At 63.7% G+C, this 16,905-nt stretch carries 20 protein-coding genes; 14 read left to right on the forward strand and 6 right to left on the reverse strand.

The features are described from left to right. Nucleotides 1–53: 53 nt before the first annotated feature. Together mtaB and dapF are read right to left on the reverse strand one after the other, a co-directional pair. Nucleotides 54–1,319: a tRNA (N(6)-L-threonylcarbamoyladenosine(37)-C(2))-methylthiotransferase MtaB gene (mtaB, locus tag IVB22_RS19020; RefSeq protein ID WP_247518826.1), complete on the reverse strand. Its 1,266-nt coding sequence runs from the start codon at nt 1,317–1,319 to the stop codon at nt 54–56. A 5-nt stretch (nt 1,320–1,324) separates the two neighbouring features. Next, nucleotides 1,325–2,197, reverse strand: a complete 873-nt coding sequence (gene dapF / locus IVB22_RS19025; RefSeq protein WP_247518827.1) for a diaminopimelate epimerase — start codon at nt 2,195–2,197, stop codon at nt 1,325–1,327. Between the two features lie 345 nt (nt 2,198–2,542). Here dapF and IVB22_RS19030 point away from each other — a divergent pair, with 345 nt between their 5' ends. Together IVB22_RS19030 and IVB22_RS19035 are read left to right on the forward strand one after the other, a co-directional pair. Continuing rightward, a complete protein-coding gene (locus IVB22_RS19030; protein ID WP_247518828.1) occupies nt 2,543–3,253 on the forward strand; it encodes a GyrI-like domain-containing protein in 711 nt (236 codons plus the stop codon). A gap of 5 nt (nt 3,254–3,258) precedes the next feature. After that, the gene (locus tag IVB22_RS19035) at nt 3,259–3,963 is read left to right on the forward strand and encodes an SIMPL domain-containing protein (RefSeq protein WP_247518829.1); all 705 of its coding nucleotides are present in this window, start codon (nt 3,259–3,261) and stop codon (nt 3,961–3,963) included. Between the two features lie 177 nt (nt 3,964–4,140). On the opposite strand, the gene IVB22_RS19040 is transcribed toward IVB22_RS19035, so the two are convergent. Beyond that, nucleotides 4,141–5,205, reverse strand: a complete 1,065-nt coding sequence (locus IVB22_RS19040) for an MBL fold metallo-hydrolase (RefSeq protein ID WP_247518830.1) — start codon at nt 5,203–5,205, stop codon at nt 4,141–4,143. Between the two features lie 506 nt (nt 5,206–5,711). Here IVB22_RS19040 and ffh point away from each other — a divergent pair. The 8 genes from ffh (at nt 5,712) to IVB22_RS41620 (ending at nt 12,105) form a co-directional block, all read left to right on the forward strand. Continuing rightward, nucleotides 5,712–7,259, forward strand: coding sequence for a signal recognition particle protein (ffh, locus tag IVB22_RS19045; RefSeq protein ID WP_247518831.1), 1,548 nt, complete (start codon nt 5,712–5,714; stop codon nt 7,257–7,259). Between the two features lie 48 nt (nt 7,260–7,307). After that, nucleotides 7,308–7,640, forward strand: coding sequence for a 30S ribosomal protein S16 (gene rpsP / locus IVB22_RS19050; RefSeq protein WP_247518832.1), 333 nt, complete (start codon nt 7,308–7,310; stop codon nt 7,638–7,640). 19 nt (nt 7,641–7,659) lie between these two features. Beyond that, entirely contained in the window at nt 7,660–8,184 is a 525-nt protein-coding gene (gene rimM / locus IVB22_RS19055; protein WP_247518833.1) for a ribosome maturation factor RimM, read from the forward strand. Between the two features lie 10 nt (nt 8,185–8,194). Beyond that, nucleotides 8,195–8,914: a tRNA (guanosine(37)-N1)-methyltransferase TrmD gene (gene trmD / locus IVB22_RS19060; protein WP_247518834.1), complete on the forward strand. Its 720-nt coding sequence runs from the start codon at nt 8,195–8,197 to the stop codon at nt 8,912–8,914. A gap of 108 nt (nt 8,915–9,022) precedes the next feature. Beyond that, a complete protein-coding gene (gene rplS, locus IVB22_RS19065; RefSeq protein ID WP_247518835.1) occupies nt 9,023–9,403 on the forward strand; it encodes a 50S ribosomal protein L19 in 381 nt (126 codons plus the stop codon). Between the two features lie 407 nt (nt 9,404–9,810). Then, a complete protein-coding gene (gene leuC / locus IVB22_RS19070; RefSeq protein WP_247518836.1) occupies nt 9,811–11,217 on the forward strand; it encodes a 3-isopropylmalate dehydratase large subunit in 1,407 nt (468 codons plus the stop codon). A 98-nt stretch (nt 11,218–11,315) separates the two neighbouring features. Next, nucleotides 11,316–11,525: a hypothetical protein gene (locus tag IVB22_RS19075; RefSeq protein ID WP_247518837.1), complete on the forward strand. Its 210-nt coding sequence runs from the start codon at nt 11,316–11,318 to the stop codon at nt 11,523–11,525. A gap of 214 nt (nt 11,526–11,739) precedes the next feature. Continuing rightward, a complete protein-coding gene (locus IVB22_RS41620) occupies nt 11,740–12,105 on the forward strand; it encodes a hypothetical protein (RefSeq protein ID WP_308200424.1) in 366 nt (121 codons plus the stop codon). A 340-nt stretch (nt 12,106–12,445) separates the two neighbouring features. Here IVB22_RS41620 and IVB22_RS19085 read toward each other — a convergent pair whose 3' ends face one another. Beyond that, on the reverse strand, nt 12,446–12,739 hold the full coding sequence (locus tag IVB22_RS19085) for a hypothetical protein (RefSeq protein WP_247518839.1): 294 nt from the start codon (nt 12,737–12,739) through the stop codon (nt 12,446–12,448). A gap of 155 nt (nt 12,740–12,894) precedes the next feature. Here IVB22_RS19085 and IVB22_RS41625 point away from each other — a divergent pair, with 155 nt between their 5' ends. Next, nucleotides 12,895–13,188, forward strand: a complete 294-nt coding sequence (locus tag IVB22_RS41625) for a hypothetical protein (protein WP_308200425.1) — start codon at nt 12,895–12,897, stop codon at nt 13,186–13,188. A 189-nt stretch (nt 13,189–13,377) separates the two neighbouring features. Here the strand turns inward: IVB22_RS41625 and IVB22_RS19095 are convergent, their stop codons facing one another. Continuing rightward, nucleotides 13,378–13,704: a hypothetical protein gene (locus IVB22_RS19095; protein WP_247518841.1), complete on the reverse strand. Its 327-nt coding sequence runs from the start codon at nt 13,702–13,704 to the stop codon at nt 13,378–13,380. A 109-nt stretch (nt 13,705–13,813) separates the two neighbouring features. On the opposite strand from IVB22_RS19095, the gene IVB22_RS19100 reads away from it, so the two are divergent. The 3 genes from IVB22_RS19100 (at nt 13,814) to IVB22_RS19110 (ending at nt 15,849) form a co-directional block, all read left to right on the forward strand. Beyond that, nucleotides 13,814–14,212 carry a metallopeptidase family protein gene (locus tag IVB22_RS19100; protein WP_247518861.1) on the forward strand — a complete coding sequence of 133 codons (399 nt, stop codon included), beginning with the start codon at nt 13,814–13,816 and terminating at the stop codon, nt 14,210–14,212. Nucleotides 14,213–14,383: 171 nt separating this feature from the next. Beyond that, the gene (gene leuD, locus IVB22_RS19105) at nt 14,384–14,989 is read left to right on the forward strand and encodes a 3-isopropylmalate dehydratase small subunit (protein ID WP_247518842.1); all 606 of its coding nucleotides are present in this window, start codon (nt 14,384–14,386) and stop codon (nt 14,987–14,989) included. Between the two features lie 71 nt (nt 14,990–15,060). After that, nucleotides 15,061–15,849 (forward strand): capsular polysaccharide synthesis protein, encoded by a 789-nt coding sequence (locus IVB22_RS19110; protein WP_247518843.1) that lies wholly within the window; start codon nt 15,061–15,063, stop codon nt 15,847–15,849. Nucleotides 15,850–16,019: 170 nt separating this feature from the next. Here the strand turns inward: IVB22_RS19110 and IVB22_RS19115 are convergent, their stop codons facing one another. Beyond that, the gene (locus IVB22_RS19115; protein WP_247518844.1) at nt 16,020–16,898 is read right to left on the reverse strand and encodes a CoA ester lyase; all 879 of its coding nucleotides are present in this window, start codon (nt 16,896–16,898) and stop codon (nt 16,020–16,022) included. Between the last annotated feature and the right edge of the window lie 7 nt (nt 16,899–16,905).

The following is a 16,905-nucleotide window of genomic DNA, read 5'->3' on the forward strand; positions in this document are numbered from 1 at the left end:
ACCCCTCATCCGGCGCTTCGCGCCACCTTCTCCCACAAGGGGAGAAGGAAGAATCACGCTGTCAATCGCGCACCATCATGACTCTTGATCGCTAGCGCCATCACGGCACCCGCTGTTTCGCCCGCTATCGCCACCGGCAGAAAATGCTCCGTCCGCCCCTGCGTCGCGCTCTCGATCAAGACTTCGCGTGTCGCGCCGATTTCCAACGCGAGCCGCTTCCGCAACGCCGCCTCACCCGCAGTCCGCAATCGCTTCGCGCGCTCCTTGATATCGCCGCCCGCTACCTGCGGCATCCGCGCTGCCGGGGTACCCGGCCGCGGCGAGTAGGGAAACACATGCAGAAACGTAAGATCGCATTCGTCCACCAAGTCCTGCGAACGCGCGAACATCTCTTCTGTCTCGGTCGGAAAGCCCGCGATGATATCGGCGCCGAGCATGATGTCCGGACGGAGCCGCCGCACCTGCGCGCAGAACTCGATCGCATCTTGCCGCGAATGCCGCCGTTTCATCCGCTTCAGGATAAGGTCGTCACCGGACTGCAGCGACAGATGCAGATGCGGCATCAGCCGCTCATCATTGGCGATGACGTCGAGCAGATCGCGATCGGCCTCGATGGAATCGATCGACGAAATCCGCAACCGCTTCAGTTCCGGTACATGCCGCAGGATTTGCCGGGTCAATTGCCCGAGCTTCGGCGTGCCCGGCAAGTCAGCCCCATAGCTCGTCAGATCGACGCCGGTCAGCACGATCTCGGCATGGCCGCGCTCGGCCAGTGTCCGGACCTGATCCACCACCGCGCCCATCGGCACCGAGCGCGAATTGCCACGGCCATAGGGAATGATGCAGAAGGTGCAGCGGTGGTCGCAGCCGTTCTGCACCTGGACAAACACCCGCGGCAGGCCGGCCTTGAATCCATCCAGCAGGTGCGGCGCCATCTCCTTAACCGCCATGATGTCGGCGACCGCGATCTTTTCACTTGTCCCAACGCCAAAGCCTGTGTCGAACGCTGCACGCGCATCGCGCCACGCCTCACTCCGCATCTTCTCGTCATTGCCGACCACGCGATCGACCTCGGCCATTTCGGCAAACATTTCCGGCTGCGTCTGCGCCGCGCAGCCGGTGACGACGATGCGAAGCCCCGGCCGCGCGCGCTTCAGCCGCCGGATCGACTGCCGCGCCTGCGCCACCGCCTCGTTGGTGACCGCGCAGCTGTTGATGACGACGGTGTCGGAAAGTCCGGCGCGCTCCGCCTCGCGGGCGATCACCTCGGATTCGAAGGCGTTGAGACGGCAGCCGAAGGTGAGGACGTCGACGGTCATTGTTCTCAAGCGACGCTGGCGAACAGCGCGGGATCGAAGCGGCCTTCATATTCGAAATCGGCGGTGCCCGTCATCAGCACATGGTCGTCGCGCTCGCGCCATTCGATCGCAAGCTTGCCGCCGGGCAGCGTGATCTCGACGCTCCGATTGGTGCGCTTGAGCCGCGCCGCCGCGACCGCGGTCGCGCAGGCCGCCGAGCCGCAGGCCCTGGTCAATCCGGCGCCGCGCTCCCAGGTGCGGATCGTGATGTGATCGCGGTCGACGATATGGGCCAGCGTGATATTGGCGCGCTCCGGAAAGATCGGGTGATTTTCCAGCAGCGGCCCAAAGCGTTCGAGATCATAGGCGTTGACGTCGTCGACCCAGAAGATCGCGTGCGGATTGCCCATCGAGACCACCGACGGCGAATGCAGCAGCGGTGCATCGATCGGCCCGACCTGCAGTTCGATATAGCGGGTATCGCGAAATTCTTCGGCGAGCGGAATATCCTGCCAGTCGAATTTCGGCGCTCCCATGTCGACGGTATAGAGATCGGGCGCCGGGCCCTGCCAGCAGTTCAGGAGGCCGGCGCGGGTCTCGAAAGTCACCGCGGTCTGGCCGGTCTTCTCGAACAGGCGGCGCACCACGCAGCGCATGCCGTTGCCGCAGGCGCCGGCCTCCGAGCCGTCACTATTGTAGATGCGAATGAAGGCCTCGGTGCCCTGCAGCCGCGGCGGCTGCAATACCATCAACTGGTCATATGGCACGCCCGCGGGGGAAGCGACCGCACGCGCGTCCTCGGCGGTCACAGCAGCCTTGGAATCGCGCAGATCCACCACGACAATTTCGTTGCCGATGCCGTTCATCTTGGCAAATGCGTGGTTGGCGAGCGCGCTCATGGAATTTCCCAAATTCTGCCTGCCTTATATGGCGAATGATGGCCAACTGGCTAGTGAGGTGAATTTGAAGTTCCTATCAGTTTTGCTGTAACCTCTTCATAGGAACTTCAAATTCACCTCACTGGAAAACGACAAGCTTGCTGGTGCTCCTCTTAATTCCGAAGTTCGCAACAGTGCCCGCCGCACGCACTTGCGAACTTCGGAATTGGAGCACCAGTACGCGGGGCGTATGACGCATCTGTCATGGGACGAAAGCGGACCTTGCGTGTTAGAAAATGGCACCATTCTGGCGGGCGCAGACCGGGATATGCCGCCGCCAGGTGGGGTGGATGGAGAATACCTGAAATGAACCGTATCAGCACTTTCCGCGCGGCCATGGTCGCGCTCTCCATGGTTGCGTTTGGCGGGGCCGCGCTGGCGCAATCGCCGGCACCCTCGGCCTCGCCAGCCGCGAGCCCGGCGGCTGCGCCCAGCCCCGCACCATCGGCGGTGCCGGTCCCGCCGCCGGCCGAGACCAAGTCGCCCGCGGATACCCCCACGGCGGAGAAAGCCCCGACGCCGGTGCCCCCTCCCCCCGCCGCCAGCGTCCAGACCGCCGACCCATTCGGCGAGGAGTTCACGCTCGAGCCCAAGAAAGTGGTTGTCATGAAGGGCACCGCGAATTGGGATTCGGCGTTCGACACCCTGATCGATGCGTTCAAGGCGCTGACCGCCCTGGTCGACAAGCAGGGCATCAAGGCCACGGGTAATTCGATGATCGTCTACACCTCGACCGACGATACCGGCTTTACGTTCCTGGCCCAGATTCCGGTCGACCAGGACGCCAAGAACCTGACCAAGGACATGAGCATGGGCAAGTCGCCCGAGGGCAAGGCGCTGAAGTTCGTCCATCGCGGCTCCTACGACAACATGGACAACACCTATGAGGCGATCACCAACCACCTCGACGACAAGAAGCTCGAGGCCAAGGATACTTTCATCGAGGAATACATCACCGATCCCCTGAAAACGGCGGAAGACAAGCTGGTGATCAATGTCTACGTGCCGCTGAGGTGATCGGCATGAAATGTCCGCTCGTCCTAGCCGTCGTTACCGCCACGTGGCTCACCGCGCCCGCGCTGGCGCAGACGATGCCGCCGCCTGCGATTTCCGTGACCGGCGAAGCGACCGTGTCGGTGGCGCCCGATCAGGCCCAAATCGACGCCGGCGTAACGTCGGATGCCAAGACCGCGCGCGAGGCGGCGGAAGCCAACAACGCGGCGATGGGCAAGGTGCTGCTGGCGCTCAAGGGCGTCGGCATCGAGGAGAAGGACTACCAGACCTCGCGGCTGTCGTTGCAGCCGCAATTTGCGACGCCATCCAAAGCTGCGGAGCGCGCGCCAGGCATCGTCAGCTTCCGCGCCAGCAACCGTGTCACGGTCAAGATCCGCGACGTCACCAAGGTCGCGAACGTGATCGACGTGCTGGTGGGCGCCGGCGCCAACGATATCGGCGGCATCAATTTCACGGTAACGCAGGCCTCAAAACATCTCGACGAGGCTCGCGAGAAGGCGATCGCGGACGCGCGCCGCAAGGCGGAGATCTACGCCAAGGCCGCCGGCGTGACGCTCGGTGATCCCATCAGCATTTCCGAGGAAGGCGCGCCCGTGCCGGTATTTCGCGGCAAAGTGGCTTCCCCCATGGCCGCGGGAGCGCCGGTGGCGCAAGGCGAAGAGACGCTATCGGTGACGGTGAGCGTATCGTGGGCGATCAAGGCGAGCCAATAGTTGCTGTCGTCCCTGCGAACGCAGGAACCCATACCGCGTGATCCATCGAGGAAGCGCGGTGGCTGACGCTCTGCATTGTCCAACGCCCGCAGTGGATTGCTGAACCGAAGCCGTCTTCCAATGCGCCCCTTCCGCCGGCCGCGGCGTATGGGTCCCTGCTTTCGCAGGGGCGACGGATCAAATCTCCACCACCTGCCCCGGCTTCAGCGCCGCAAACCGCTCGGGCGCGATCTTCGCCTCCTTGAGCGCATCGGCCAGCGCATTGACCGGCGCGTCGATCGCCTCATCCGTCAGTTGGAACGTGCCGTGATGATGCGCCAGCGCTTCTTGCGCACCGCAATCGGCGAGCGCCTTCACCGCGTCTGACGGATTCATGTGCTGATCCTTCATGAACCAGCGTGGCTCATAGGCGCCGATCGGCAATATCGCCAGCCGCAGCGGGCCGTGCTTTTCGGCCACGCGGCGGAAATGCTTGCCCTCGCCGTAGCCGGAATCGCAGACGATGTAGAGTTTGCCCGCCGGCGTCTCCAGCACGAAACTCGCCCACAGCGCCTTGTTGCGGTCGAACAACCCGCGCGCCGACCAGTGCCGCGTCGGCACCAGCGTCACCGCGATGCCATTGCCGAGTTCGACACGGTCCTGCCAGTCGAACCCTTCGGCTTTGATCGCAGCGTCCGTATCGCGCATGGTGACGTCGTTGCCGAGCGGCGTGATCACGCGCGGCGAAAACTTTTCTGTAAGTTTCGACAGCGTCGCAATGTCGAGATGGTCGTAATGACCGTGCGACACCAGCACGACGTCGATCTTGGGCAACGCGTCGAAGGCGATGCCGGGATCGTTGTGCCGGTGCGGCCCGGCAAAGGAAACCGGCGAGGCCCGCATCGACCACACGGGATCGATGAGGATGTTAAGATCCCTGGTCTGGATCAGCCAGGAGACATGGCCGACGAACGACAGCCGCACCTTGTCGCCGCTGACGCGCGGCGGCGGTTTATCGCTGTGCGCGTTCGGCACCCAATCCGGCCAGCTCGCGCGCTGGCGATCGGGGCCGAACTGCCAGCGCAGCACCTCGGCCAATGATTTTGGCGGCACGCCATCGGGATCGAAGAAGCGCGTGCCGTCGAAATGATCGGAAACGGGGCCGTCATAGGTTTTCATGTTGCTGATCCAGATCGAGGGAATCCCGACGCCAGCGGCGGCCCCGGCGAGCACTCCAAAAACGCGGCGGCGGGTGATGGGCACGGGGAGATCACGATAGGCGGGAGAGAACGAAGGGCATGGGGCGTTATATGGCGTGCGCGGGTTGAACTTTGAACCTGCGGTGAAAGGAAGCCCGTTCGCCGGCCACCTGGATCTTCAAAAATACAACCATGTCAAAGCCTTACGCCTCAACCGCAGAGCATTACACCCTAGTTTCTCCTTGACTTTCGCTCCCTCCGGGCGTTTAACCCGCCCACTTTCTCGGAAAGACGTTCTTTTCGACCCGCCGCCCGGCCCATGAGGCCGGAGGCCAACGCCCGACAGCGCGATGCGCCCTCGGGCGCGAAAGTGTTTGGACGATCGTTTTGGCGTTCTGCGCTGGGACATATAACTGGCCGTCATACCCCGCGAAGGCGGGGTATCCAGTACGCCGCGGCTCCTCGGTTTAAACGAGCTGCTCTGGAATACTGGATCACCCGCCTTCGCGGGTGATGACAGTGAATGGATCGACGTAGCGCCTGCAAACGGCAGGACAGAGGACAACGGCATTGTTCGACAATCTGTCGGAAAAGCTTGGTGGGATACTCGATCGGCTGACGGGCCGCGGTTCGCTGTCGGAGGCCGATGTCGACGCCGCGATGCGCGAGGTGCGCCGCGCGCTGCTGGAAGCCGACGTCTCGCTCGACGTTGTCAGAAGTTTTATCGATCGCGTCCGCGAGCAGGCGGTCGGCGCCACCGTCGTCAAGTCGGTCACCCCCGGCCAGATGGTGGTCAAGATCGTCCATGACGAACTGGTCGCTACGCTTGGTTCCGAGGGCCAGACCATCGACCTCAACGCGGTGCCGCCGGTCGCGATCATGATGGTCGGCCTTCAAGGCTCCGGCAAAACCACCACCACCGCAAAGCTCGCCCGCCGCATGACCCAGCGCGACAAGCGCAAGGTGCTGATGGCCTCGCTCGACATCTACCGCCCAGCGGCGATGGAGCAATTGGCCGTGCTGGGGCGCGACCTCGACATCCCGACGCTGCCGATCGTGGCGGGGCAAAAGCCCGCGCAGATCGCCAAGCGCGCCCTCGAAGCCGGCAAGCTCGGCGGCTACGACGTGGTGTTGCTCGACACCGCCGGCCGCACCACGCTCGACGAAGAAATGATGAGCGAGGCGGCCGAGATCAAAACCACGGCCAATCCGCATGAAGTGCTGCTGGTCGCGGACTCGCTGACCGGCCAGGACGCAGTCAACCTCGCACGCGCCTTCGATCAGCGCGTCGGCCTCACCGGCATCGTGCTGACGCGCGTCGACGGTGACGGCCGCGGCGGCGCCGCGCTGTCGATGCGCGCGGTCACCGGCAAGCCGATCAAACTGATCGGCACCGGCGAAAAGACCGACGCGCTGGAAGATTTTCACCCCAACCGCATCGCCGGCCGCATTCTCGGCATGGGCGACGTGGTGTCGCTGGTCGAAAGAGCCGCCGCGAATATCGATGCCGAGAAGGCCGCGCGCACCGCCGAGCGGATGCGCAAGGGCCAGTTCGACCTGACCGACATGCGCGAGCAATTGCTGCAGATGGCGAACATGGGCGGCATTAGCGGGTTGATGGGCATGATGCCCGGCGTTGCCAAGATGAAGAACCAGATCGCCAATGCCGGGATCGACGACAAGATCATCAAGCGCCAGGTCGCAATCATCGATTCGATGACGCGGCAGGAGCGCAAGAGCCCCGACATCCTCAAGGCCAGCCGCAAGAAGCGCATCGCCTCCGGCGCCGGCCTGGAGGTCCAGGAAGTCAACAAGTTGCTCAAGATGCACCGGAACATGGCCGACATGATGAAGGCCATGGGTTCGGGCAAGCGCGGCCCGATGGCCGGCATCGCGCAGGCGATGGGCTTTGGCGGCGGCATGAAGCCGCCCTCGCCGGAAGAGATGAAGGCGTTGGCCGACAAGATGCAGGGCGGCGCCGGGGGCGGCCTGCCGAATTTGCCGAAGGATCTTCCGGTCGGCCTGCGTCAGGGACTGCCGAATGTACCGGGCCTTACAGGCTTAAGCGGCAAGCCGACCTTGCCGGGCCTCGGGGGCTTTCCGGGGAAGAAGAAGTAACCGCAACCAATTCACCCACACGAATCCAACCATACTCAGGAGAACCAAATGTCAGTCGTTATCCGCCTCGCTCGCGCAGGCACCAAGAAGCGTCCGGTCTATCACGTCGTCGTCGCCGACTCGCGCTTTCCCCGCGACGGCCGCTTCATCGAGCGTCTCGGTCATTTCAACCCGCTGCTGCCGAAGGACAATGAGTCGCGGCTGAAGCTCGACATGGACAAGGTCAAGGCATGGCTCGCCAAGGGTGCGCAGCCGTCCGACCGCGTGACGCGCTTCCTGGATGCGGCCGGCGTCGTAAAGCGTCCCGCGCGCAACAATCCTGAAAAGGCCGTGCCGCGCAAGGAGCGCAAGGCCGCCGCCGAAGCCGCCGCGAAGGCTTAAAGCGTAGCGGCGCCCGACGGTGGCAGCACCGATTTGCGTCGCACGTATCGGCGCCGCGCATGGCGTGCGCGGCGCGGTGAAACTGTGGACGTTCACCGAAGATCCGCTGGCCGTAAAACATTACGGCCCGCTGATGACCAAGGACGGCGCGCGCCAGTTCGAGGTGACGCATGTCCGTGAGGCCAAGGACCATCTGGTGGCGACGCTGAAAGGCATCGCCACCCGCGAGGACGCCGAACGGCTCAACGGCATCGAGCTCTATATCGCGCGCGAAAAACTGCCTGAGACCGATGAGGACGAATATTATCACGCCGATCTGATCGGGCTTGCCGCGGTCAACGCCGCCAACGAGCCGCTCGGCCGCGTGACAGCGATCCATAATTTCGGCGCCGGCGACATTATCGAGATTGCGCCGGCGCAAGGCCCGACCATGCTGCTGCCGTTCACCAATGCTGTCGTGCCGACGGTCGATCTCGCCGGCGGCCGCGTGGTGATCGAGCTGCCGCAGGAAATCGAAGGCGACGACGCCCCGACGCTCACGTGATGGGTTTGATATGACCTGGCGCGCCACGGTTCTCACGCTCTTCCCCGAGATGTTTCCCGGGCCGCTCGGCGTAAGCCTCGCGGGCAAGGCGCTGACGTCAGGCCTGTGGCGGCTTGAGGCGCGCGATATCAGGGACTCCGCCACCGACCGCCACCGCAGCGTCGATGACACCCCGGCCGGCGGCGGCCCGGGCATGGTGCTCCGGGCCGACGTGCTGGCGGCGGCGATCGATGCCGCGGACGCTGGCCAGGATCGCCCGCGCCTCCTGATGAGCCCGCGCGGTCGGCCATTGACCCAGTCGCAGGTTAAGAAACTGGCCGCCGGGCCCGGCCCCGTGGTCGTCTGCGGCCGGTTCGAGGGGGTCGATCAGCGGGTCATCGAAGCCCGGCACCTCGAGGAAGTCTCGATCGGAGACTATGTGTTGTCAGGTGGCGAGATCGCCGCGATGGCCCTGATCGACGCCTGCGTGCGGCTTTTGCCGGGAGTCATGGGCAAACAGGCCTCGGGCGAGGACGAAAGCTTTTCCGAAGGATTACTGGAATACCCCCAATTCACCCGCCCGCAGGCGTTCGAGGGCCGGACGATCCCCGAAATCCTGATCTCAGGCGACCATGCCAAAGTGGCGGCCTGGCGAAAGTCGGAAGCCGAGGCCCTGACCCGGGCGCGGCGGCCGGATCTGTGGGCCGCGAGGCCCGGCCAAAAAGCCACAAAAAGCACGACAGACGGGTGACAAGCGCGGCCCGATGCCTTATACGAGCGCCAAATCCGCGCAATGGCAGGATAGATGGACGTTTGCGCAGCCCCCGAAAGGCTGGGCGCGCCGCCGATGGAGATTTCAATGAACCTCATTCAACAGCTCGAAAAAGAGCAATTCGAAAAACTGTCGGCGACCAAGTCGATCCCGGAATTCGGGCCCGGCGACACCGTGATCGTCAACGTCAAGGTGGTCGAAGGCGAGCGCACCCGCGTGCAGGCCTATGAAGGCGTTTGCATCGGCCGTTCCGGCGGCGGGCTCAACGAGAGCTTCACCGTCCGCAAGATTTCCTACGGCGAAGGCGTCGAGCGCGTGTTCCCGGTGATGTCGCCGATGATCGACTCGATCAAGGTGGTGCGCCGCGGCAAGGTCCGTCGCGCCAAGCTGTATTACCTGCGCCAACTGCGCGGCAAGTCGGCCCGCATCGTCGAGAGGCAGGACCGCGCGACCGCCGTCGGCGAGTAATTCGTCCTCCCACAGCGTTTTCGAGCGAAGTGGGGGTACCGGTTCGCGTGAAGAAAACGCGTCAAAACAAGAATCTGGATGCGACAAAAGCGCGGGGTTTTGCCCCGCGCTTTTTTGTTGAGCCATACTTATCTAGATAATGCCCCTGCTCAATCGATTGATTGTGGCGGCCGCGCGCCTTGTGTTAGAAATTCAGAATGGTTCTAGATCACACCAGCGCCGCCTTCGGCACCGCTCAGAGAATCGTCATCGACGATCGCTCGCGCCTGCCCGGCCGGTTCTTCGGACGCTTCGCGACTTCGGCGACGTCGGAACTTACGCGCGCAGCTTAATGCTGCGCCGACGTCCGTTGCTTGCGCGCATCCGCGCTTGACCGCCACACAGAATTTCTTTTGGAGCTTACGCTCATGTCCAAACCGACCACACTGTACGACAAGATCTGGAACGACCATCTGGTGCACGAAGCCGAGGACGGCACCTGCCTGCTCTATATCGATCGCCATCTGGTGCACGAAGTGACCTCGCCGCAGGCGTTCGAAGGATTGCGCGCCACGGGGCGCAAGGTGCACGCTCCCGAGAAGACGCTCGCCGTCGTCGACCACAACGTCCCGACGACCGACCGTTCTAAACCCAATCCAGATCCCGAAAGCATCGAGCAGATCCGGGCGCTGGCGGAGAACGCCAAGGAGTTCGGTGTCGAATACTACGACGAGTTCGACAAGCGTCAGGGCATTGTCCACGTGATCGGCCCCGAGCAGGGCTTTACGCTGCCCGGCACCACCATCGTCTGCGGTGACAGCCACACCTCCACCCATGGCGCGTTCGGCGCGCTGGCGCACGGCATCGGCACATCAGAGGTCGAGCACGTGCTGGCGACGCAGACGCTGATCCAGAAAAAGGCCAAGAACATGCGCGCGGTGGTCGACGGCAAATTGCCCGACGGCGTCACCGGCAAGGACATCATCCTGGCGATCATCGGCGAGATCGGCACTGCCGGCGGCACCGGCTATGTGCTGGAATATGCCGGCGACGCCATCCGCGCGCTCACCATGGAAGGCCGCATGACGGTCTGCAACATGTCGATCGAAGGCGGCGCCCGCGCCGGCCTGATCGCGCCGGACGAAAAAGCGTTCGAGTTCCTGAAGGGCCGTCCGAAATCGCCGAAAGGCGCCGACTGGGACGCCGCGATGCGCTATTGGGAAAAGCTGCGCTCGGACGACGGCGCGCATTTCGACCACGAGATCCGGCTGGACGCGGCGAAACTGCCGCCGATCGTGACCTGGGGCACCTCGCCCGAGGACGTGGTGTCGATCTTGGGCGTCGTGCCGGATCCCGACAAGATCGCGGACGAGGCCAAGCGGCTGTCGAAGCACCGCGCCCTGAAATATATGGGGCTTTCAGCGGGAACGAAGATCACCGACATCAAGCTCGATCGCGTCTTCATCGGCTCCTGCACCAACGGCCGCATCGAGGATCTGCGCGCGGCGGCAAAGGTCGCCGAGGGCAAGACCGTCAACGCCCACGTCAACGCTATGATCGTGCCGGGTTCGGGCATCGTGAAGGAACAGGCCGAAGCCGAGGGCCTCGACAAGATCTTCATCAAGGCCGGCTTCGAATGGCGCGAGCCGGGCTGCTCGATGTGCCTCGCCATGAACCCCGACAAGCTGTCGCCGGAAGAGCGCTGCGCCTCGACCTCGAACCGCAATTTCGAGGGCCGTCAGGGTTTTAAGGGCCGCACCCACCTGGTGTCACCCGCCATGGCGGCGGCCGCGGCCATCGCCGGGCATTTTGTCGACATCAGGGAGTGGCGTTAACCTTCCTTTGTCTAGATAGCGAGGCGTTCCGGAAACGCCGCGTTAACAGGCAAAGCGCAGAATGGTCCCTTGCGAAGACCTTCGCGAGGGACCCGAGCGTGACGGACAAGCCTGAATTCGTCGACATGATCAGCGAGCTGACGCGCCAATCGCGCCGCCGCGTCATGCCGCGCATCGTCGATCTCCCAACATCGCCCAAGGATACCTCGCGTCTCAGTCACTGGCCGCCGGAGCATTGGGCACAGTGGCGAATGGAAAAGCTGACGCCGTGGAAGATCAAGCCTTGGGAAGGCAAGGATTGGGGTTGAGCAGCAGCGCTCGTCGCATTGAAGAAAACAGGCGCCCGAACGGGCGCTTGTTTCATTTCGGCTCTCACCAGCCGTAGCGCGCGTAGTAATGCGCGTGCCACGGGCGATAGCGGCAGATCTTGCGCGGCCCGTAATAGGTCCAGATCACGCGGCAGCGGCGCGGATAATAGTAGGCCGGGTACGAGTAGTAGGCCGGCGCGTAGTAGAACCGACGATGGAAGAAGCGCCGGTGGCCGAAGTGGTGTCGATGGACGAAGTGAGGCCGGTGGAACGCGTGACGATGTGCGAAGCGGTGTCCGCCGCCATGGAAGACGGGCGCCGCACGAAAACCGCCACGGTGGATCGCCATCCCACCACCTCTGAAACCACCGCGGTGAAAGGCCGCGCCGCCACCGCGGAAGCCGCCGCCATGGAACGCGGCACCGCCGCCTCTGAATCCACCGCCATGAAACCCGCCGCCGCGGAAACCACCACCGCCGCCGCCGCGGAAACCACCGCCGCCACCGCCGCGGAAACCGCCGCCGCCACCGCCGCGATGCTGAACCTCGGTCGTCAGTCCGTCGGTTGCGTATTTTGCTGACGGCGCCGTACCGGGACTCGCTAGCGAGAGTGCCTCGGCGCGGTGATGTGATGCCGCTGCGAATGCGAATACCGCCGCAGCTGTAACGCCCAGACAGCGGACCAGGCCGCGTCCGGGATCGGATATCGACATGGATGAACCTCCCTAACCGGCGACGGCGCGCCCCTCAGCCGCACTGCGGCTGGTCCCCGTCGCGTTTCTTTGCGTTCGCTCCCAACGTGAAATTAAAGACAGGCACGTGAACGCGCCATGAATGCGCCGATCCCAAAGATGAACGCGCAGGAGAAAGCACAAGAGAAAGCGCAAAAAAGATTTTGCGGTTGGCCGAAGTTGTGCACGCTCACCACCAGACCGGACCAAACCCGATGCCGAAGGTGAACGGCGCCGGCGCGTTATAGGGATATGGCCGATAGTAGACGGGGCGTCCGTAATAATAGGGACGGTAATACGGACGATAATAACCGGCGTGACGATAATAGCGCCTGACATAGCGGTGTGCGCTGAAATCCGTGGCATCGGATGTGCCGGCACTCTGCGCCTTCGCCTGTGGCGCCGCGGCGGCCGGACTGATCGCGGCCGGTCCGGCAACCACGAGCGCGCTAGCGACAAGGGCTGCCCCCATCAAACGCTTCACGATGGACTCCTTTCGTTGATCCCTATGACGGAGATAACGGGCGGCAATCTCGCCAGTTTCAAGGCGCTCAAATCGAAACAGGCCCGCAATGAACGGGCCTGCTCGATCGCTGCGCTAGGCAGTCGCGCTCACCAGCGGTGCCAGTGGCGATGGCCATGATGATGGTGGTGGTGGCGGTGATGGTGCCAGCGATGCCAACGGTGATGGTGATGGTGACGATGCCGCCAATGTACTTCCGTGGTCGCCAGCCTGGCATCTTCCTGAACCGCCGCGGCGGCGCCGGGATTGCTGAGCGACAGCGCATTGGCGCGCTCGGCCGGCGCAGCGAGCGCGAGCACTGCGCCAACGGCGGCGAGCCCCAGAAATTTCGTGAACTGCATGAATGCTCTCCTTGGGTCGGGTGCCACGTCTGCGTCGAATCGCTCGCCGCAACGCTGCACGCAATCTGACGCAAGCGACTTGAATGGACCCTGAATGAATGCGCCACGAACATGAACGGATGACGGCCTCGGCTCGCCGCAATCCTTGCGCACGCCAACCGGTGCAGAACGCCGTCACAACTTCAGCGTGGGATGCCCGCAGAGTCGGCCCGACCCGCGTCAACGAAATGCGCCATAAAAAAATAGAGCAGGAAAAACCTAGCCGGGCCGCCAGTAGCAGTTCATGCGCGGGGTGATCACCGTTCCGCTCGGCCGGTACTCCTGCACGTAATGCGCGGTGCAATCGCGCACGGCGTTGGGGCCGGGATTGTAGCGCGGGTAGACGTCGGGTGCCCATTCCTGCTGCCGATAGATCGGCACGCGCCGCAGCGGACGCCGGCGCTGCGCGGACACGTCCGTGACCGTCGCTTTCGGCGCCATCGCGACCCGCGGCTCCGGTGATGCCGTCTGCGCCTGCGCCATCGCACCGGGGAGCAGGAGCCCGGCAAAAGCAGCCCAAATTGCGACCGTCACAATCCGTTTCATCTTAAGTCCACCCACGCCTGATATCCCCGTACGGTCCCCGATTGGCGCGCCGCGGTCAACTCGCAAAACCAGGATGCGCCCAGGCACAACACACGCTAAATACGTCCTGATGTGGACCGAAGCAAAAGCCCCCTCGCTCGCCGAAATGGAAGCCATGGCGCATGAGGTGTTCGAGCGCCTGCCCAAGGGCTTTCGAACCCTGTGCCAGGGCGTGATCATCCGTGTCGACGATTTTCCGACCGACGAGGTCCTGGACGAGTTGCAGGCGCAAAGCGAGTTCGACCTGCTCGGCCTGTTCCAGGGCATCGGCCTGCCGCAGCAGAGCAACGACGACGTCGCCCGCCTGCCCAACATGGTCTGGCTCTACCGGCGGCCGATCCTCGATTACTGGGCCGAACATGAGGAAACGCTGGGCCACATCGTCCGCCACGTCCTGATCCACGAGATCGGCCACCATTTCGGGCTGTCGGACGCCGATATGGAGGCGATCGAGGCCGACGCGGGCTAAAGCGTTTTCGAGCGAAAGTCTGCCCCGCACTTGGATAGCGGCGTGGGGACCGGTTCGCGTCAAGAAAACGCGTCAAAACAAAGGACCTATGCCCCAAATTGCCCTTTTGCCGGGGCGATATTCGCGATAAATCATCGGCCTTGCCCCCATTTCAACCGGGAAGTGCGATCGATGGAAAAGTTCACCACACTGGAAGGCGTCGCGGCGCCCCTGAAGATCATCAATGTCGACACCGACATGATCATCCCGAAGCAGTATTTGAAGACCATCAAGCGCACCGGCCTTGGCAAGGGGCTCTTCTCCGAGCAACGCTACAAGGATGACGGCAGCGAGAATCCGGACTTCGTACTCAACCAGCCGGCCTATCGCACCGCCAAGGTGCTGGTCGCCGGCGACAATTTCGGCTGCGGTTCCAGCCGCGAGCACGCGCCGTGGGCGCTGCTGGATTTCGGCATCCGCTGCGTGATCTCGACCTCGTTCGGCGACATCTTCTACAATAACTGCTTCAAGAACGGCATCCTGCCGATCCGTGTCACCCAGGACGACCTCGACAAGCTGTTCGACGACGCCGAGCGCGGCGCGAATGCGACGCTGACGATCGATCTCGCCAACCAGGAGATCCGCGGCCCCGACGGCGGCAAGGTGAAGTTCGAGATCGATCCGTTCCGCAAGCATTGCCTGATGAACGGCCTCGACGACATCGGCCTGACCATGGAAAAGAAATCGTCGATCGACGATTACGAGGCGAAGCTGAAGAAAGAGCGCGCCTGGGCCTGATCGTGTTACCCGATCCTGTTACGAGAGCCCCGATCGCATCGGGGCTCTTTCGTTAAGCGGAGGCGACGCGGATGCGGCCTGACGTCGTCACTTTCTGGCACGGCCGGCTCGACGGCCTGCGGCTGACCTGCCTGCGGTCGCAGGTCGCCGCCGGCCACAAGGTCACCGTCTACAGTTTCGATCCGTTGCCGGGGCTACCCGACGGCGTCGGCAATGCCGAGGCCGAGGCAATCCTGCCGCATTCCTTTTCCGAACGGCTGCGTCCGCCCGAGCCAGACGGAAGCTGGCGTGACTGGACCATTTTGCAGTTCAGCGATTTCTTCCGCATGCGGCTGATGGCCGAGCGCGCCGGATTGTGGCTCGACGCCGACGTGCTCTTGCTGAAGCCGATCGAGATCGATCCGGCAAAGCCTTACTTCGCGTGGGAGCGTCGGCGCCAGCTCGGCAACTCGGTCTTGTACCTGCCTGCGAACGATCCAATCGTGCGGGCGTTCGAGGAGCTGATGGAGCAGGAGGATCTGACGCCGGACTGGCTGGCGCTGCGTCATCGCGTCACCTTCATGCTGCGCCAGCTACGACACCGATCGAGCCGCCTGTCTGACATCCGCGTCGCCATCTATGGCCCCGCCGCACTCACCGCGCTGGCGCGCCGCTCGGGTGAATTGCAGCACGCACTGTCGAAGCAATCCTTCTACGCCGTCCACGCCGAGCCGAAACTGTTCTTCGAACAGACGGATTTTTCAGGCCTTCTCGCCGATCCCCAGATTATCGGCCTGCACATCTCGCCAAAGGGCCGCGGTGGCGAAAAGCCGATCGCGGGCAGCCTGTATGCGTGGGCCGCGGAGAAGTTCGGAAAATAACGACGACGCACTTTCTTCCTTCTCCCCTTGTGGGAGAGGGTGGATCGCTGACGCGGAGCGGCGGCGAGCCGGATGAGGGGTCTGTCTCCGCGGATGGAGACCCCTCATCCGGCGCTTCGCGCCACCTTCTCCCACAAGGGGAGAAGGGAAGGAATGCCGAACGCAGATTTTCAATGCCCCATCGTCGCGATCGCGTCTGCAATCGCGATCGTGCGCTTGGCCATGTCGGCGTGCAGCCGCTCCACCATCCGCCCGTCGAGCTGGATGGCGCCGCGGGAGGCGTTTTCCGGCTTTTCGAATGCCGCGATGATCTTGCGCGCTTCGGCCACCTCTTCCGCCGGCGGCGTGAAGATGGCGTTGCAGGCCTCGATATGGCTCGGATGGATCAGCGTCTTGCCGTCGAAGCCGAGATCGCGGCCTTGCGCGCATTCGACTGCAAAGCCGTCGATATTGCTGATGTCGCTGTAGGGTCCGTCGAGAATTTCGAGCCCGTGCGCGCGCGTCGCCAGGATGCAATGCGTGATCATCGGGATCATCGCCGCGCGACCCGGTTGCATGCGGATCCGCGTCTCCCGCGAAATGTCATTCGGCCCGAACACGAAGCCCGCGAGCCTGGTTTCGGAATCCCTGGAAGCCGCCGCCAGCTTGTCGGCATCGAGCACGGCGCGCGCGGTCTCGATCATCGCCCAGACCCGGATGGACATGTCGGCGTTGATGTCGCTCAGGCGGTTCGCAATGGCGTTGAGATCGGCCACGGTGGAAATCTTGGGAACCAGAATGCCGTCGGGCCTGGCCTTGCCGGCCATGGTGACGTCGTCGACCCACCAGGGTGTATCGAGGCTGTTGACGCGGATCAGGACCTCGCGCTTGCCAAACCCGCCGGCTGCAATCGCCTTGGCGATCTGGTCGCGCGCCATCGCCTTGGCATCCGGCGCCACCGAATCCTCGAGGTCGAGAATGATACCGTCGACGGGCAGGTTGCGCGCCTTTTCCTGCGCCCGCGCGTTCGATCCCGGCATGAACAACAGGCTGCGGCGCGGTCGGATCATGGGCTGG

Origin of the sequence: Bradyrhizobium sp. 190, assembly GCF_023073415.1 — a bacterium.
Lineage (GTDB): Bacteria > Pseudomonadota > Alphaproteobacteria > Rhizobiales > Xanthobacteraceae > Bradyrhizobium.

Bases quoted from the DNA above. Each gene is read 5' to 3' on its own strand.
- mtaB (WP_247518826.1), bottom strand. From the start codon at position 1,319: ATGACCGTCGACGTCCTCACCTTCGGCTGCCGTCTCAACGCCTTCGAA.
- dapF (WP_247518827.1), bottom strand. From the start codon at position 2,197: ATGAGCGCGCTCGCCAACCACGCATTTGCCAAGATGAACGGCATCGGC.
- IVB22_RS19030 (WP_247518828.1), top strand. From the start codon at position 2,543: ATGAACCGTATCAGCACTTTCCGCGCGGCCATGGTCGCGCTCTCCATG.
- IVB22_RS19035 (WP_247518829.1), top strand. From the start codon at position 3,259: ATGAAATGTCCGCTCGTCCTAGCCGTCGTTACCGCCACGTGGCTCACC.
- rpsP (WP_247518832.1), top strand. From the start codon at position 7,308: ATGTCAGTCGTTATCCGCCTCGCTCGCGCAGGCACCAAGAAGCGTCCG.
- trmD (WP_247518834.1), top strand. From the start codon at position 8,195: ATGACCTGGCGCGCCACGGTTCTCACGCTCTTCCCCGAGATGTTTCCC.
- rplS (WP_247518835.1), top strand. From the start codon at position 9,023: ATGAACCTCATTCAACAGCTCGAAAAAGAGCAATTCGAAAAACTGTCG.
- leuC (WP_247518836.1), top strand. From the start codon at position 9,811: ATGTCCAAACCGACCACACTGTACGACAAGATCTGGAACGACCATCTG.
- IVB22_RS41620 (WP_308200424.1), top strand. From the start codon at position 11,740: ATGGAAGAAGCGCCGGTGGCCGAAGTGGTGTCGATGGACGAAGTGAGG.
- IVB22_RS41625 (WP_308200425.1), top strand. From the start codon at position 12,895: ATGATGATGGTGGTGGTGGCGGTGATGGTGCCAGCGATGCCAACGGTG.
- IVB22_RS19095 (WP_247518841.1), bottom strand. From the start codon at position 13,704: ATGAAACGGATTGTGACGGTCGCAATTTGGGCTGCTTTTGCCGGGCTC.
- IVB22_RS19100 (WP_247518861.1), top strand. From the start codon at position 13,814: ATGTGGACCGAAGCAAAAGCCCCCTCGCTCGCCGAAATGGAAGCCATG.
- leuD (WP_247518842.1), top strand. From the start codon at position 14,384: ATGGAAAAGTTCACCACACTGGAAGGCGTCGCGGCGCCCCTGAAGATC.
- IVB22_RS19110 (WP_247518843.1), top strand. From the start codon at position 15,061: ATGCGGCCTGACGTCGTCACTTTCTGGCACGGCCGGCTCGACGGCCTG.
- IVB22_RS19115 (WP_247518844.1), bottom strand. From the start codon at position 16,898: ATGATCCGACCGCGCCGCAGCCTGTTGTTCATGCCGGGATCGAACGCG.